The sequence below is a fragment of the Salinivibrio sp. AR640 genome (assembly GCF_001995405.1).
In the GTDB taxonomy this organism is placed as follows: Bacteria; Pseudomonadota; Gammaproteobacteria; order Enterobacterales; family Vibrionaceae; genus Salinivibrio; species Salinivibrio costicola.
The window spans coordinates 276,323-291,886 of the sequence record NZ_MUFD01000001.1; the positions used below are offsets into that span (position 1 = coordinate 276,323).

General features: G+C 50.8%; 15 protein-coding genes and 2 tRNA genes. 8 read left to right on the forward strand and 9 right to left on the reverse strand.

Features of this window, described 5'->3' with window-relative positions:
- Window positions 1-32 precede the first annotated feature (32 nt).
- Both BZG75_RS01240 and BZG75_RS01245 read right to left on the reverse strand, forming a co-directional pair.
- Window positions 33-1,580 carry a DHA2 family efflux MFS transporter permease subunit gene (locus BZG75_RS01240; RefSeq protein WP_077460066.1) on the reverse strand — a complete coding sequence of 516 codons (1,548 nt, stop codon included), beginning with the start codon at window positions 1,578-1,580 and terminating at the stop codon, window positions 33-35.
- A gap of 2 nt (window positions 1,581-1,582) precedes the next feature.
- Window positions 1,583-2,623: an HlyD family secretion protein gene (locus tag BZG75_RS01245; protein ID WP_077575924.1), complete on the reverse strand. Its 1,041-nt coding sequence runs from the start codon at window positions 2,621-2,623 to the stop codon at window positions 1,583-1,585.
- A 131-nt stretch (window positions 2,624-2,754) separates the two neighbouring features.
- On the opposite strand from BZG75_RS01245, the gene BZG75_RS01250 reads away from it, so the two are divergent.
- Window positions 2,755-3,681, forward strand: a complete 927-nt coding sequence (locus tag BZG75_RS01250; RefSeq protein ID WP_077460235.1) for a LysR family transcriptional regulator — start codon at window positions 2,755-2,757, stop codon at window positions 3,679-3,681.
- Between the two features lie 91 nt (window positions 3,682-3,772).
- Here BZG75_RS01250 and kdsA read toward each other — a convergent pair whose 3' ends face one another.
- Genes kdsA through hemA form a run of 6 tightly spaced genes read right to left on the reverse strand, consistent with a single transcriptional unit; the run spans window position 3,773 to window position 9,087 of the window.
- Window positions 3,773-4,624: a 3-deoxy-8-phosphooctulonate synthase gene (gene kdsA, locus BZG75_RS01255; protein ID WP_077575925.1), complete on the reverse strand. Its 852-nt coding sequence runs from the start codon at window positions 4,622-4,624 to the stop codon at window positions 3,773-3,775.
- A gap of 31 nt (window positions 4,625-4,655) precedes the next feature.
- The gene (locus BZG75_RS01260; RefSeq protein WP_025744492.1) at window positions 4,656-5,465 is read right to left on the reverse strand and encodes a SirB1 family protein; all 810 of its coding nucleotides are present in this window, start codon (window positions 5,463-5,465) and stop codon (window positions 4,656-4,658) included.
- Window positions 5,466-5,467: 2 nt separating this feature from the next.
- Complete coding sequence (locus tag BZG75_RS01265; protein ID WP_025673295.1) at window positions 5,468-5,851, reverse strand: SirB2 family protein; 384 nt, start codon at window positions 5,849-5,851, stop codon at window positions 5,468-5,470.
- Window positions 5,852-5,882: 31 nt separating this feature from the next.
- The gene (gene prmC, locus BZG75_RS01270) at window positions 5,883-6,728 is read right to left on the reverse strand and encodes a peptide chain release factor N(5)-glutamine methyltransferase (RefSeq protein ID WP_077575926.1); all 846 of its coding nucleotides are present in this window, start codon (window positions 6,726-6,728) and stop codon (window positions 5,883-5,885) included.
- Window positions 6,728-7,816: a peptide chain release factor 1 gene (gene prfA / locus BZG75_RS01275; RefSeq protein ID WP_077575927.1), complete on the reverse strand. Its 1,089-nt coding sequence runs from the start codon at window positions 7,814-7,816 to the stop codon at window positions 6,728-6,730. Before prfA ends, prmC begins: the two co-directional genes overlap by 1 nt.
- 11 nt (window positions 7,817-7,827) lie before the next feature.
- Entirely contained in the window at window positions 7,828-9,087 is a 1,260-nt protein-coding gene (hemA, locus tag BZG75_RS01280) for a glutamyl-tRNA reductase (RefSeq protein ID WP_077460061.1), read from the reverse strand.
- A 385-nt stretch (window positions 9,088-9,472) separates the two neighbouring features.
- Between hemA and lolB the strand changes: the two genes are divergently transcribed.
- The 7 genes from lolB to BZG75_RS01315 all read left to right on the forward strand — a co-directional run bounded on the left by lolB (window position 9,473) and on the right by BZG75_RS01315 (window position 14,237).
- Window positions 9,473-10,039, forward strand: coding sequence for a lipoprotein insertase outer membrane protein LolB (lolB, locus tag BZG75_RS01285; RefSeq protein WP_025744489.1), 567 nt, complete (start codon window positions 9,473-9,475; stop codon window positions 10,037-10,039).
- Entirely contained in the window at window positions 10,032-10,907 is an 876-nt protein-coding gene (ispE, locus tag BZG75_RS01290; protein WP_217706528.1) for a 4-(cytidine 5'-diphospho)-2-C-methyl-D-erythritol kinase, read from the forward strand. Before lolB ends, ispE begins: the two co-directional genes overlap by 8 nt.
- Window positions 10,908-10,939: 32 nt before the next feature.
- Window positions 10,940-11,887, forward strand: coding sequence for a ribose-phosphate pyrophosphokinase (locus tag BZG75_RS01295; protein ID WP_025673291.1), 948 nt, complete (start codon window positions 10,940-10,942; stop codon window positions 11,885-11,887).
- Between the two features lie 174 nt (window positions 11,888-12,061).
- Window positions 12,062-12,652 (forward strand): aminoacyl-tRNA hydrolase, encoded by a 591-nt coding sequence (gene pth / locus BZG75_RS01300; RefSeq protein ID WP_077460058.1) that lies wholly within the window; start codon window positions 12,062-12,064, stop codon window positions 12,650-12,652.
- Window positions 12,653-12,676: 24 nt separating this feature from the next.
- The gene (gene ychF / locus BZG75_RS01305; protein WP_025744486.1) at window positions 12,677-13,768 is read left to right on the forward strand and encodes a redox-regulated ATPase YchF; all 1,092 of its coding nucleotides are present in this window, start codon (window positions 12,677-12,679) and stop codon (window positions 13,766-13,768) included.
- 264 nt (window positions 13,769-14,032) lie between these two features.
- A tRNA-Met gene (locus BZG75_RS01310) sits at window positions 14,033-14,109 on the forward strand.
- Between the two features lie 53 nt (window positions 14,110-14,162).
- Window positions 14,163-14,237, forward strand: a tRNA-Gln gene (locus BZG75_RS01315).
- 40 nt (window positions 14,238-14,277) lie between these two features.
- Here the strand turns inward: BZG75_RS01315 and BZG75_RS01320 are convergent.
- On the reverse strand, window positions 14,278-15,438 hold the full coding sequence (locus BZG75_RS01320; protein WP_077575930.1) for a 2-octaprenyl-3-methyl-6-methoxy-1,4-benzoquinol hydroxylase: 1,161 nt from the start codon (window positions 15,436-15,438) through the stop codon (window positions 14,278-14,280).
- Between the last annotated feature and the right edge of the window lie 126 nt (window positions 15,439-15,564).

The window sequence follows — 15,564 nt, forward strand, 5'->3', positions numbered from 1 at the left end:
TCCCATTTTGCGTTGTGACTATCGAGCGGGGGTTAGTCTTCGAGCGAGAGGATCACCACGGCTGCCAATGCTAAGAAGCCGGTCATCACCATAAAGGCATCGTTGTACGCCATGATGGCGGCGTCACGTTGCATCACATTCAGCACGCTGGCTTGTGCTTGATGCAACGCGGTGGTGGCATCACTGCCTGTGGCGATAAACCAATCTGTTTGTTGGTGCAAACGCTGCCAACCTTGCTCGCTCACTGTGGACAAGGTGGCTTTGATGTTCGCCAAGTGCAAGCGTGTTTGGTTATCTAGCAAGGTCGCTATCATGGCAATGCTAAACGCACCGCCCAAATTACGCATCACATTGGTGAGTGAGGAGGCATCTGGCGTGTCATCACGCTGGATATGCTTCAGTGCCACTATCGACAAAGGCACCATAATAAATGGACTACCAATGGCACGCAGGATCATGGATAAAACCAGCTGCTGACCACCAAAATCGACGGTCATGTGTGTGTTGACGTAACAACTTAGCCCAAACATTACAAAGCCAAATGTCACCATGTGGGTTGGGCGAAACACGCGCATTAACTTAGGCACGAGCGGAAAGAGGAACAACTGAGGCAACCCCATCCACATCAGTACTTGGCCAATTTGCATCGCGTTGTAGTGTTGGATCTGGGTGAGATACAACGGCAACACGTAAATCGAGCCCAGTAAGGCCATACCCAAAATTAAATAGGCAAAGCAGGATAAGGCAAATTGCTTGTCTTTCAGTAGCCGCAAGTTCACCAGTGGACGGGGGTGCTGCAGCTCGTTAATCACAAAGTAGACAATGTTCACCACGGAAATCGCACTGAGCGTGATAATAAATGACGAGCCAAACCAATCTTCACGATTGCCCTCTTCAAGAACCACTTCTAAGCAGCCGAGACCTAACGCCATAGTGGCAATTCCGACCCAATCGGCCTTTTTCAGCAATGACAATGATAACGGCGTATCCTCAAGTCCGTAGCGGATCATGGCTATCACCAGCATTGCTGGTGGAATATTGATGTAGAAAATATAGTGCCACGACAGATTTTCCGTCAGCCAGCCACCAAAGGTCGGTCCAATGGCAGGCGCAAACGTCGCCGTGACACCGAACATCGCCATACCAATCGCCTGTTTGTTGGCGGGTAACAGTTGCACCACCAGCGAGAAAGCCAATGGGATCAGCGCGCCACCGCTAAAGCCTTGCATCGCTCGAAACACGATCATCGCGCTCATATTCCAAGACAGTGAGCATAAAAAAGACGAAAGCGTAAACACCGCAGTAGTCCATGTCAGATAGCGCCGTACGCCCAGCGCCCGCGACAACCAACCACTGAGCGGGATCGCAATCATCTCTGCCACCAGATAGGACGTCGAGATCCACGAGCTTTCGTCCAAGGTCGCCGACAGCGCCCCTTGAATATCTTTTAGCGATGCATTGGTGATTTGAATGTCGAGAATGGCCATAAAGGCCCCAATCAACCCACCCAAGAGAGCAATCCAGTTTTTGAGCGGCACCTGCTCGCTGTAGGCATCAGCCGTTAAGGTAGTCGCGGTCATCTTCAGCCTCGTGTATCTACCGTTGCAATCACGGATAACCCTGGCAATAACTTGGCTTTAAGTGGCTGATCAGGGATCCGGACTTTAATCGGCACCCGCTGAACAATTTTCGTAAAGTTCCCCGTGGCATTTTCAGGGGGCAGCAGCGCAAACTGTGCGCCCGTGGCTGGCGAGAAGCTATCGATCACGCCATGTAGTGCTTGTCCGGGAAACGCGTCCACTTCAATATCCACCGATTGCCCCGGCTGGATATGCGCGATCTGTGTTTCTTTAAAATTCGCTTCAACCCACACCTTCCCTTGAGGCACCAAGCTGACTAACGGCATACCCGGCTGAACCAGCATGCCAACGCGCAAACTCCGTTTACCAATCACCCCATCAACAGGCGCATAAAGGCGGGTGTCATCCAAGTTAAGCTGCGCTTGTGTCAGCTTAGCGGTGGCATCATCAATCGCAGCTTGGGCTTGTTTCAGCTCACTGGCTAATACAGCTAATTGGTCACTGGCGGCATGATGCGCGGCTTTAGCTTGTTCCAACTGGGCGAGTCGTACTCTTTGCTGCGCAAGTTGGGCATCCAGTTCATCTTCAGAGGAATAATGTTGCGCGATTAAACGCTGGGTACGGGCCACTTGCTGCTTGGCACGATCGTACTCGGCTTGCGCGGATGCCATCTGACTCGCGGCTTGACGGATCTTACTGTTCTGCAAGGTTTGTTGTGCGTGCAGATGCTCGACACTAGCGCTTGCCGAGGCGAGTGCTGCTTTAGCTTGTGAGACCGCGGTGCGATAATCGCGATCGTCAATTTCGGCCAGTAAGGTCCCGGCTTTTACAAATTGGTTATCGTCGACATATCGGGCAACGATATAGCCAGCGACTTTGGGACTGATGGTGACGATATCCCCTTTTAGGTAGGCGTTATCGGTCGAGACATGGTACTGCCCCTCCATCCACCAGTACCCGGCGCCAAGCACACCAATCACGAGGAATATCAAGGTCGCCAATAGCGGCGCTTTAATGCGTTTCGAAGCGGTTGAGGCTGTCATGAGGTCTCACTAATGTTAGTTAAATCAATACCAAGCAAAGTATTTCGAATTGTAAACCAATCGTATTAATTAATAATCGCGCTATAATCAAAAACACTGTTGCAAAAATAAACTTAATTAGAGGAAGGATGTTGGACTTCAATGCGCTCGCTATCTTGGTGAAAGTGGTGGAATTAGGCAGTTTCACGCAAGCGGCTGAGGCACTGGGAATGACAAAATCGACGGTCAGTCGAAAAGTCTCTGATCTTGAGCGCAATCTAGGTGTGCGTTTGATCACGCGCTCCACGCGCAGCTTAAAGCTGACCGCGGAGGGCGAGCGCTTTTACCAATCGTGCCTGTTGGCGAAAGACATCATGGAGCAGGCGGAAGTTGAAATCACCGCTCACCAAGAATTGATCCAAGGGGATTTGAATGTGGTGATGCCCGTAGAGCTCGGCCATCAGGTATTGGGGCCGTACATCAACGAATTCATCAAGCTGCATCCGCATATTCGCGTGCACCTTGAGATGAGTAACCGTGAAGTCGACATTATTGGTGAAGGCATTGATCTCTACGCGCAAGTGGGGACACGCAAAGACTCAAACCTCGTTTCTCGGCTACTGACCAATGCGACTCGAGTTGTGGCAGCCAGTCCGGCTTATTTGGCTGAAACAGGCACTGTCACGGCTCCCTCAGATCTTCGTCCACCACACCGCCAAGTCAAAGTGTATAACCAAGCAGTCAAGCTGCTGTCTTGGGAGTTGCATGACGAAGAAGGAGACGTTTTTAACATCGATCTGCCCTATCGACTGCGGGTTAACACCATTACTGCCTCGTTACAGGCCTGCCTTGATGGTTTAGGCATTGCAGTTTTACCCACGTTTTTGTGTCGTCCCCACTTTGAATCAGGCAGCTTGATGCAATTATTCACTGACTGCCAAATGCCCACTGTCCCCATTAGCTTGGTGTATGCTAATCGTACCTTGATGCCCAAACGACTCCGCACTCTAATTGACTATTTAGTGACGCGCCTAAATGAAGACATGCAACAAGGTGTAAGTGCTACACGTATCGACTAATAGGCGACCGCTCGCCGTGAAGGCGTGATCGCAAGCCGCGAATAAAAAAAGCTGCCAATAGGCAGCTTTCTGGGTCTCGGTCATTCGCCAATTAGCGAATATCGATATCTGCAAAGCTTTTGATCACATCATCCAGGGCTTTCATTTGCGCGAGGAAAGGCTCGAGTTTATTCAGCGGCAGGGCTGAGGGGCCATCACAACGGGCATTGTCTGGGTCTGGGTGCGCTTCGATAAACAAGCCGGCAATTTTAGTGCCTAGACCTGCACGTGCTAAATCAACGGTTTGCTGACGACGGCCGCCGGATGCAGCGCCTTGCGGATCGCGACACTGGAGCGCATGGGTCACATCAAAAATAATTGGGCTACCGTTTGAGGCTTTTTTCATCACATCAAAACCCAGCATATCAACGACCAGGTTATCGTAACCATGGCAGCTACCACGCTCACACAAAATCACCTTCTCGTTGCCGCACTCAGCAAATTTATCAACAATGTTGCCCACTTGCCCCGGGCTCATAAATTGAGGCTTTTTCACGTTAATCACCGCATCAGTTTTGGCCATGGTTTCGACCAAATCGGTCTGGCGAGCCAAAAACGCCGGTAACTGAATCACGTCGGCGACTTCCGCCACGGGCGCAGCTTGGTATTGCTCATGAATATCGGTGATCACTTTGACGCCAAAGGTACGCTTGAGCTCTTCAAAAATCTTTAACCCTTCTTCCATCCCTGGGCCACGATAAGAGTGCACCGATGAGCGATTCGCCTTATCAAACGACGCTTTAAAGACGTAAGGAATGCCAAGTTTGTCAGTCACTTTGACGTAATGCTCACAAATTTGCATCGCTAAATCACGTGACTCCAGCACATTCATGCCAGCAAACAAGGTGAACGGGCGATCATTCGCAACAGGTGTATCGCCAATATGGACGGTTTTTTGCGTCATAGGGGTATCCTTTATCATGCGTTAACACGCATTAATGTAACGTCGGTTGCTCTTCGTTAAGCGCTTTCACTTGCATTTTTAACAGCTCAGCGGCCGGATCGTCCGGACACTGCTCAATAAAATATTCATAGTCGGTCGCCGCTACGCGATCGCAATCCAACTGCTGAAAAATATAGCCACGATCACGAATTTCGTAAGGATCGTCTGGGCTAAAGGTCAACGCAAGCTCACTACAACGCAGTGCCAGGGCGTACTTTTCTTCGCGTAATAAAGCACTTTTGGCCACCGTCAGCCAACGACCAATAATGGTTGGATTGTCGCTCGGCAATAAGTGTGAATCTTCAAGCTCCGCCAGCGGCCCTTGGCTCCCTTTTAACCAGCCGCGTAAAGTACGTTGGCTCACACGTTCGCCATTGAAGGGGTTAATAAACACAGGAGCGTTATCCAGTTGATCAATTCTCAACACTAATTGACTGGGAAAAGCGATGGGTTGAACGGGTAAAGATAAGCGCTCACAGAGGTATAAAAACACTGCCCCCAGTGAAGCGGGGATCCCGGTTTTACGCGCTAAGACTTTATCCAAAAAGACATTATCGGAAGAAAAGTACTGTTCGATATCGCCTTTAAACTGCCATTGGTGATAAAAAAGACGGCATAATCCCTCAAGACGCAGCGCCATATCGGGCTCGGCGCCGAGCTGATGCTCCGCTTCATCCGCGAGACGATCGAGAGAGGCCTTCACTTGATGAGCGTCGATCGACGCGTCAATGGCATGGTTGAGGCTGATAGCCCCTTCTGCCAGTGTTAGCGAATCTAATTGTTGATCGGTTAATGGCATCATATTTATCCCATGAGGTGTGGAACTTTAATCAGTGCTAAGTTAGCGGCGGCATAGGCCCACCCTAATGCACCAAAAAACGCCAGTGTCCGGAACAGTTTGCCGCGGCTGTAGTGTAAAGCAACAAAGCCTAATGCAATGTAAGCCAGTACACAGGTCAGCTTTTCGGTTAACCACGCACCAGACTCTGTAAACGGTATAAAACCGGTGACAAAAATCAATGCGACACCGGTGGTCAATAACAAGGTGTCGACCACGTGCGGCGTGACCTTGACCCATTTTTTGTTCATCATCTCGCTATCACGCATCACCCAGACGAAACGGATCACGAATAAAGAGAGGCTTAATACCACGGTCAGTAAGTGGGTGTGCTTGAGGGCCATGTAGATCATAATGATTCCTGCTTCCTGTCAGTCTCAATTAACGTCGCTGTGCCAAGGTGATTCTATCGAGCCCAGCGTAATCTTGTTGGGTTTGGAGATTGTGCCAACCCGCTTCTTTCCATACACGACGCACCGCTTCTCCCTGGTTGTAGCCGTGTTCGACCATCAACCAGCCAGAGGCGGCTAAGTAATCGGGGGCGGATTGACCAATATAACGAATATCTGCCAACCCACTGTCTTCAGCCACCAGCGCACTCATGGGCTCAAAACGAACATCCCCTTGTTGCAGATGCGGATCCGTCTCATCGATGTAAGGCGGATTACTGACAATCAGATCAAACCGATGCATATCGCTTAACGCCTTAAACCAGTCACTTTGAATAAAGTGGACGTTGTTAATTTGATGCGCATCCGCGTTTCGGCTTGCCAACATCACTGCTTCCGGCATCAAATCAACGCCCACAACGGTGATATCGGGGCGCTCACTGGCAATGGCTAATGCCACCGCTCCCGTGCCGGTGCCTAAGTCTAACACCCGACAAGGGGTCGCTGGCAGAAGCGCTAACGCCTGCTCTACCAAGAGTTCGGTTTCTGGACGCGGGATCAACGTCGCTGGCGATACATTCAGTCTCAGGGTCCAAAAGTCACGGTAGCCGAGAATGTATGCAATCGGCTCTCCTTGCAGTCGGCGGGCAAACAGCTGACGAAATTGCGCCAGTTGTGCCGCGGTGAGTTTGCGCTCGGGCCAGGTGTAGAGATAGCTGGTAGGTTGCGCTAACACATGGCAGAGCAAAGCTTTAACATCAATGCCCGCCGAGCCCCCGGATAATGCGGTGAGCTCAGTGGTGCTATCGGCCAGCAACGCGCCTATCGTGACTGTCATTATGGATGCTCAGACAAGGCCGCTAATTGATCCGCTTGATGCTCTTGAATCACAGGATCCACCAAGCTATCGAGATCCCCTTGCATCACATCGTCTAAACGATACAAGGTTAAGTTAATGCGATGATCGGAGACGCGACCTTGCGGATAGTTATAAGTCCGAATCCGATCGGAACGATCGCCCGAGCCAAGCAGGTTACGACGGGTTGAGGCTTCCTCAGCGGCGCGTTTTTCTTCTTCCGCTTTAATCAAACGTGCTGCCAGTACTGACATGGCTTTGGCGCGGTTTTTATGTTGTGAACGCTCATCTTGGCATTCCACCACAGTGCCGGTCGGCAAGTGAGTAATGCGAATCGCAGAGTCCGTGGTGTTGACGTGCTGCCCGCCCGCTCCTGAGGCTCGGAAGGTGTCAACTTTCAAGTCGGCCGGATTAATTTCAGGGGCTTCCGTTTCTGGCACTTCAGGCAAAATCGCCACGGTACACGCTGACGTATGGACGCGACCTTGCGACTCGGTGGCAGGTACGCGTTGTACACGGTGGCCGCCGGATTCAAATTTCAGCACACCGTAGGCGCCTTCGCCAGCCACACGTGCAATGACTTCTTTAAAGCCGCCGTGCTCTCCTCCACTGGCACTGATCATTTCCAGCTTCCAACCGCGTTGCTCGGCATAACGGCTATACATGCGGAACAAGTCACCCGCAAAAATCCCGGCTTCGTCGCCACCGGCCCCAGCACGGATTTCCAAAAAGCAGTTACGGTCATCGTTCGGGTCTTTCGGCAACAATAAGATTTGCAGCTGATCGGTCAACGCAACAATGCTTTGCTCGGCTTGCGCGACTTCTTCTTGCGCCATCTCGCGCATGTCAGGATCATCTTCGTTGGCCATTTCTTGCGCTGCCGCGAGGTCTTCTTTGGCTTGCTTAAACGCCGTAAAACATTTGATCACTTCTTCCAGCTGCGCGTACTCTTTCGACAGCGCACGAAATTTGTTCTGCTCACTAATGATTTCAGGCGTTCCGAGCAGGTGTTGTACTTCCTCGTAGCGCTCCGCCAGCGATTCTAGCTTCGCTAATATTGATGCTTTCATAAATCTCTTCGTTAGTTGTCGCTGTCCAGCCCCAAGCACGTACGCATCACGGCCAGTTTATCGGGCTCACCATTTTGGGCAGCCTGCTGCATCGCTTGTGTAGGAGGGTGGATCAGTTTATTGGTCAGGCGGTTACTAAGCTGGCGTAATACGCTTTCTGCGTCAGCCCCATTGGCAAGGGCTTGAATACTCTGCGCCAGCTCCGCCTGTTTAATGTGTTCGGACTGTGTCCGGTATTGCTTGATGCTATCTACCGCTTCGCGTGAACGTAACCAGCGCATAAAGTCGGCGCTTTCTTCAGTGACAATGGCTTCTGCTTGGATCGCGGCCAACTTTCGTTGTTCTCGATTGTGCTCCACGATGGATTGTAAGTCATCCACACTGTACAAATAAGCATCCGATAAGTTGCCCACTTTCTCATCGATGTCTCGCGGTACCGCGATATCGATTAACAGCATGGGTTGGTGGCGTCGCTGTTTCAAGGCTTTTTCAACCATCGCTTTTTCAATCAAAGGCATGGGCGCCGCCGTTGAACTGATCACGATATCGGCGTGGCAAAGCTGCTCGGGTAACGCGTCTAAGCCAATCACTTTGGCATCAAACTGTTCAGCTAAACATTGAGCGCGCGATTGCGTACGGTTCGCAAAGATAATTTGGCTGCATTGATGCTCATGCAAATGTCTCGCAACCAGTTCAATCGTTTCTCCCGCGCCAACCAACAATGTGGTGACGTCCGCTAAGGATTCAAAAATCTGGCGGGCCAACGTACAGGCCGCAAATGCAACAGATACCGCGTTGCCACCAATTTCGGTCTCGGTTCGTACCCGTTTTGCCACCGCAAAGGTTTTGTGGAACAATTTTTCCAACGAGCCGGAAATCATATCGGCATCACTGGCACTCGCGTACGCTTGTTTAACTTGACCTAATATCTGCGGCTCACCTAACACCAAAGAATCTAACCCACAGGCAACACGCATCAGATGCTTCACCGCAGATTGTTCCTCGTGATAATAAATGCTTGCCATCAAACTTTCGCCACTGAGTTGATGAAAGCGTGTGAGCCATTCAACCAAGACCCCGACACCAGGTTGGTTTAACTCGGCGTAGATTTCGGTGCGATTGCAGGTTGAGACAATCACACAGCTGCGCACCTGCGGATGCTCGGAAAGCTGCCCTAACGCCTGCTCCAGTTGTTGCGGCGAAAAGGCGACCTTTTCCCGCAGCTCGACGGGGGCCGTTTTGTGATTGATTCCGAGAACTAACAGGCTCATGAAGCGTTGTTACCGACAGCACCAGTAAGGATTGGAGCGGGGGATTTTACTTGATGCCCCCCGTGAATTAAAGCGAACATTGTATCGCAGTATTTTCGTGGTGCGGAAATGTGAAGCCTCACGAGATTGATGACAGACTGGCCAACAACAACTATACCCATTCTTTCCTCCCGCACGGCTAAGTGCCTAACTGACTTCTCTCACCTCGGCGCTTATGGCAAAGTAATGCCAAATGCTGATCACTGTCTGTTGACGTTATAAAAGGATACTCGCTTTCATGTTCTCCTGTATACGTACTGTTTTCTCTTGTATACGCGCTGGTTTCTCTTTTATGCGCACTGGCTTCCCTTGTATACGCGCTGGTTTCTCTTGTATACGAATCAGTATGTTGACGGTCGTCTTTGCGGTGCTCTCTGGCTGTGCAACGGCGCCGGCTCCTACCACAGAATGGCAAACGCATCGCGCATCGCTTGAGACCATAGACAGTTATACCGCACGCGGTAAGGTGGCTTTTATCGCACCAGATACGCGCTTTTCTGCCAACCTTTACTGGCGCCATTCTCCGACTGAATCGACACTGCGGCTAACGAATTTTTTGGGAACCACCCTGTTATCTCTAACCATGAATGCGCAAGGTGCGACCTTGGTTGATGATCAGGGCAAGCAATACCAAGACCCTAATCCAGCCCGTTTGATCGCCTATTTGACCGGCGCCCATTTACCCGTTGATGCGCTTGCCCCTTGGTTGATTGGCCTACCACGCGCACAAGACCGCTTTTCACTCGGCCCCGATAACCGCTTGGCCGCCCTCGACGACACACAAGGTTGGGATATCGATTATCAAGGCTACAGCGCCGAGACCCAGCCTGCGCTTCCAACTCGAATCACGCTCAGTAACGACCAGCAAACGATCAAACTGATGATTTCTACTTGGACACTCGATAATGACTGAAACAACCTACTGGCCAGCGCCAGCGAAACTTAACTTATTTCTTTATATCAATGGACGCCAAGCCAATGGTTATCACGAACTGCAAACCTTGTTTCAGTTTTTAGATCACGGCGACACCTTGGCTATTACGCCTAATCACAGCGGCACGATCAACCTTAGCCCCGCCATTGACGGCGTCGATGAGAAAGACAATCTGATTATCAAAGCCGCCAAGGCGCTGCAAAATCATACCGGATGCTCACAAGGCGCAGATATTCATCTGGAAAAACATTTGCCCATGGGCGGCGGGCTGGGCGGAGGCTCATCAGATGCAGCCACGACCTTGGTGGCGTTGAATCATTTATGGCAAACCCAGGTGAGCCAGACTACACTGGCAAACATTGGCCTAGGCTTGGGGGCTGACGTGCCTATTTTCATTCACGGTCATGCGGCGTTGGCGGAAGGCGTTGGCGAAAAATTGACGTCTGTATGCCCTGATGAGAAATATTACTTGGTGGTTAAGCCTGACGTGTCTATTTCGACCGCTGCAATTTTTACTCATCCAGACTTGCAAAGAAGTACGCCAAAGCGCACAGTTTCTGAGCTAATGACACAAAAACACGAAAACGATTGCGAAAAGATAGCCCGTAAACAATTCCCCGAGGTTGATAAGGCTGTTTCGTGGCTGCTAGAATATGCGCCGTCTAGGATGACTGGGACAGGCGCGTGCGTGTTTGCCGAGTTTGACACCGCACATGATGCCCAGAACACACTCGACACTATGCCTAACTGGCTGACAGGGTTTGTTGCACGAGGGTTGAACCGATCGCCCCTACTCGATGCGCTACAACAACTCGATGCACGACAGCAACACACTGTGAGCCAGTGACTATTAAATGGATGCAACCCGAGGTTTCCACCGTGCCTGATATGAAGCTGTTCGCTGGTAACGCGACACCCGTTCTCGCCCAACGTATCGCAAACCGTCTTTACATGTCACTGGGTGACGCCACTGTTGGCCGTTTTTCTGACGGTGAAGTGTGTGTTCAGATTAACGAGAACGTGCGCGGTAGTGACGTGTTCGTCATCCAATCTACCTGTGCACCGACCAATGACAACTTAATGGAATTGGTCGTGATGATAGATGCGTTCCGACGTGCGTCGGCTGGCCGCATAACCGCAGTTATCCCCTACTTTGGTTATGCCCGTCAAGACCGCCGCGTACGCTCCTCCCGTGTTCCTATCACCGCAAAAGTTATTGCAGATTTCCTTTCTAACGTTGGCGTTGACCGCGTACTCACTGTGGACCTCCACGCAGAACAAATTCAAGGCTTTTTCGACGTCCCTGTTGATAATATCTTCGGTACCCCTGTGCTGCTTGAAGACATGCTGGCGAAAAATTTAGAAGACCCAGTGGTCGTTTCTCCTGATATTGGCGGGGTTGTGCGAGCGCGTGCGACGGCCAAACTATTGGATGACACTGACATTGCCATCATTGATAAGCGCCGTCCGCGTGCTAACGTGTCGCAAGTCATGCACTTGATTGGCGACGTTGAAGGCCGTGACTGCATCATTGTTGATGACATGATTGATACCGGTGGCACCCTGTGTAAAGCCGCCGAAGCCCTGAAGAACCGTGGCGCTAAGCGTGTATTCGCCTATGCAACGCATCCGGTATTCTCGGGGGATGCAGCGAAGAATATCGCTGAGTCCGTCATTGATGAAATTGTGGTCACTGACTCCACACCATTGAGCGCCGAAATTCAAGCAACCGGGCGTGTGTCTCAATTAACACTGTCGGGCATGCTGGCAGAAGCGATTCGCCGTATCAGTAATGAAGAGTCGATCTCTGCAATGTTTAATTCTTAACGCATTGTCATAGACCGACAAGAAACACCCTGCCCTTGTGCAGGGTGTTTTTTTATTGCCCATTTTGAATGGCTGACTCGATCCTTTAGTCATATCAATGGTAGGATATGGCGCCTTTTTGCGTGGGCTCGATGCTCACCGGCTACGATAAGTAGATAGATAGCGAGAAACGTCGTGAGTAATCAAATCCGCTTACTAGTGGGATTGGCCAATCCAGGCCCTGAATACAGCCAAACGCGCCATAATGCCGGTGCTTGGGTCGTTCAGGAGCTAGCACGTATTCACAACGTGCCGCTAAAAGAAGAGAAAAAGTTCTTCGGCTTAACCGGCCGTATCAATGTACATGGACACGATCTCCGTGTGTTGATCCCGACCACGTACATGAACTTGTCGGGTAAAGCGGTGCAAGCCATGGCCAACTTTTACAATATTCCCGTCGACGCCATCATGGTGGCGCATGACGAGCTAGACTTACCACCCGGTGTGGCCAAGTTTAAGCAAGGTGGTGGACACGGTGGCCATAATGGCCTGCGTGATACCATTAGCAAACTTGCAAATGACAAATCGTTTTATCGGCTTCGGATAGGCATCGGTCATCCGGGTCACAAGGATAAGGTAGCGGGATACGTGCTTACCAAAGCCCCCGCTAATGAGCAGAGCCTGCTAGAGCAGGCCACTGACGAGGCAGTACGCAGCCTCGAGATCCTGCTCAAAGATGATCTCGCCAAGGCGCAAAATCGTCTACATACCTTCAAAGCACAGTAATTTTGATTAAAGGGTTACCATCTCATGGGTTTTAAATGTGGCATCGTGGGTCTACCAAACGTAGGCAAATCCACTCTGTTTAATGCACTGACCAAGGCCGGCATTGATGCGGCTAACTTTCCATTTTGTACGATTGAACCCAATACGGGCGTGGTCCCTGTTCCTGATCTACGCTTGGATGCGCTGGCGAAAATTGTCAATCCACAGAAAGTGCTCCCCACCACGATGGAGTTCGTTGACATCGCCGGCTTAGTTGCCGGCGCATCGCGCGGTGAAGGTTTAGGGAACAAGTTCCTAGCGAACATCCGTGAAACCGATGCGATTGGTCATGTAGTACGTTGTTTTGAGAATGACAATATCGTTCACGTGGCTGGTAAAGTGGATCCGGCTGATGATATCGACGTGATTAACACCGAGCTTGCGCTGGCTGATCTTGAAAGCTGTGAGCGTGCGATGCAGCGCAACGCCAAAAAAGCCAAAGGTGGCGATAAAGATGCCAAATTTGAGCTCACCGTGCTTGAAAAACTGCTCCCTGTCCTAGAAGAAGGCAAGATGTTGCGCTCGGTCGAACTGAGCAAAGAAGAAGCCGCAGCAGTACAATATCTTAACTTTTTGACGCTTAAGCCGACCATGTACATTGCCAACGTTAATGATGATGGTTTTGAAAACAACCCATACCTCGACAAAGTGCGAGAGATTGCCGCCCAAGAAGACGCAACCGTGGTGGCCGTGTGTGCGGAGATCGAAGGCGAGATTGCCGAGCTAGATGCCGAAGAAGCGGCGGCTTTCTTGGATGAAATGGGGCTAGAAGAGCCAGGCCTAAACCGCGTGATTCGCGCCGGTTACGAGCTACTCACTCTGCACACCTATTTTACTGCAGGCGTAAAAGAAGTACGTGCTTGGACGGTGCCGATTGGCTCAACCGCGCCACAAGCGGCGGGTAAAATCCACACCGACTTTGAAAAAGGCTTTATCCGCGCCGAAGTGGTTGGCTATGATGATTATATCGCTAACAATGGTGAAAACGGCGCCAAAGATGCCGGTAAATGGCGCTTGGAAGGGAAAGAATATATCGTTAAAGATGGCGATGTGATTCACTTCCGTTTCAACGTTTAATACGCACATACGTTATGCTTTAGGGTGCGTTGTCGAGACCCCATCCTATTGATATTTAGACCAGCCTCCGGGCTGGTTTTTTTATTCTCATCATTCAACGTTCTCCGCCACCTACTCGGTAGGCTTTGCCGTTAAATTGTTCAAAATGGCGATTATTGCAGCCAATGAATACAAAATCGCAAAAAAAACAATAACGAGACCTTGACGACTTTCGCTCAGATCCGCATAATTCGCAGCGTCTTAAGGCACTATGCCTGACAGAGTGGCTACGTAGCTCAGTTGGTTAGAGCACATCACTCATAATGATGGGGTCACAGGTTCGAATCCCGTCGTAGCCACCATTAATTTTATAATTCGGCATGATGTTTAAATGGCCGGGTTAGGTAACACCTACTGGGGTATCGCCAAGAGGTAAGGCAACGGGTTTTGATCTCGTCATTCCCAGGTTCGAATCCTGGTACCCCAGCCATATTAAAAAGCCCACATCATGTGGGCTTTTTTGCGTTTATCTACAAGCCTAACGCATACTTCAATACATGTTTTTTCACCGGGCCGCTGTGTTCAGCCAGTTTAAACACCGCATTACGTGCCAGTTTTAAAGGCGTGATTCGGTTACTAAACGCGGCATAAAACACATCCATCCCGGTTTGCATCATCATGTTATCCGTACGGCGTGCTTTTTCGTACGCCGCTAACGTTGACTCTGCTTGCCATAGTGCGCCTGCATCGGCACAGGCATCCAGCAACGCGCTCACGTCTTTGAAGCCTAAGTTCACCCCTTGCCCCGCGAGCGGGTTAATGGTGTGGGCGGCATCTCCCATGACTACTACGCCGTTACGATGGTATTGCTGGGCATGACGACGCGTTAGCGGAAACGCGCCCCAGTTGATGGGGGTGACATCACCCACTTGTGGTGGGAAATGGCGCACTATCTCGGCTTTAAGCTGCTCAGCATTGAGCTGACACAACTGTTGAACTCGAGCCGGGCTGTCATACCACACTAATGAGGCATTGTTGCCGCACAATGGCAGTAATGACCGCGGCCCAGAGGGAAAGAATTGCTGCCAGGTAATATCTTGTTGGGGCGCGGCCGTTTCGACATGAATTAACATGCAATGCTGACGATAATCCCAGCTGGTAAGACCGATTTGCGCGTAATCTCGCACTTTCGAGTGGGCACCGTCGGCACCAATCAACCAGGGCGCTTCTAGTGTTTCGCCACTGTCTAATTGGAGTTGATGCAGACCGCCCGCCTGCGCCATACCCGTGATCGAGGCCGGTGAGACAAGGTGCAAATTGTCAAAACGAGCAAACTGTTGCCACAAGCCGAGTTGAATCAAGCGGTTCTCGACCATATATCCTAACTGTGGTAATTCGAGTTGGTCGGCACTGAAACACACACGGCTGTCTTCTGCTTCCCAGGTTTCTAATCGTCGATAGGGACAGACTCGCATGGCTTCAATGTCGGCCCATGCGCCTAAGTCTTGAAGCAAACTGACAGACGCATGAGATATCGCAGACACTCGTAAATCCATCGGTTGTGACGCATGGAAAGGATCCGGTTCTTGGCGTTCTATCAATGCCACCTGCCGACCTTGGCGGGCAAGTCCTAATGCGGCAGCGGCACCGACCATGCCACCGCCGACAATAATAATTTCAAATTGATTCATGACTGTCTCTTTGTCCCGTTAATGCCAGCATTCTACTGAAGGTAAACGAGAATTCGATATCAATCCGATCAAAGTGGGGGCAAATTCGCTTTTCCGATCTCGTTTTGCGGCGTCGGCTCAATCACT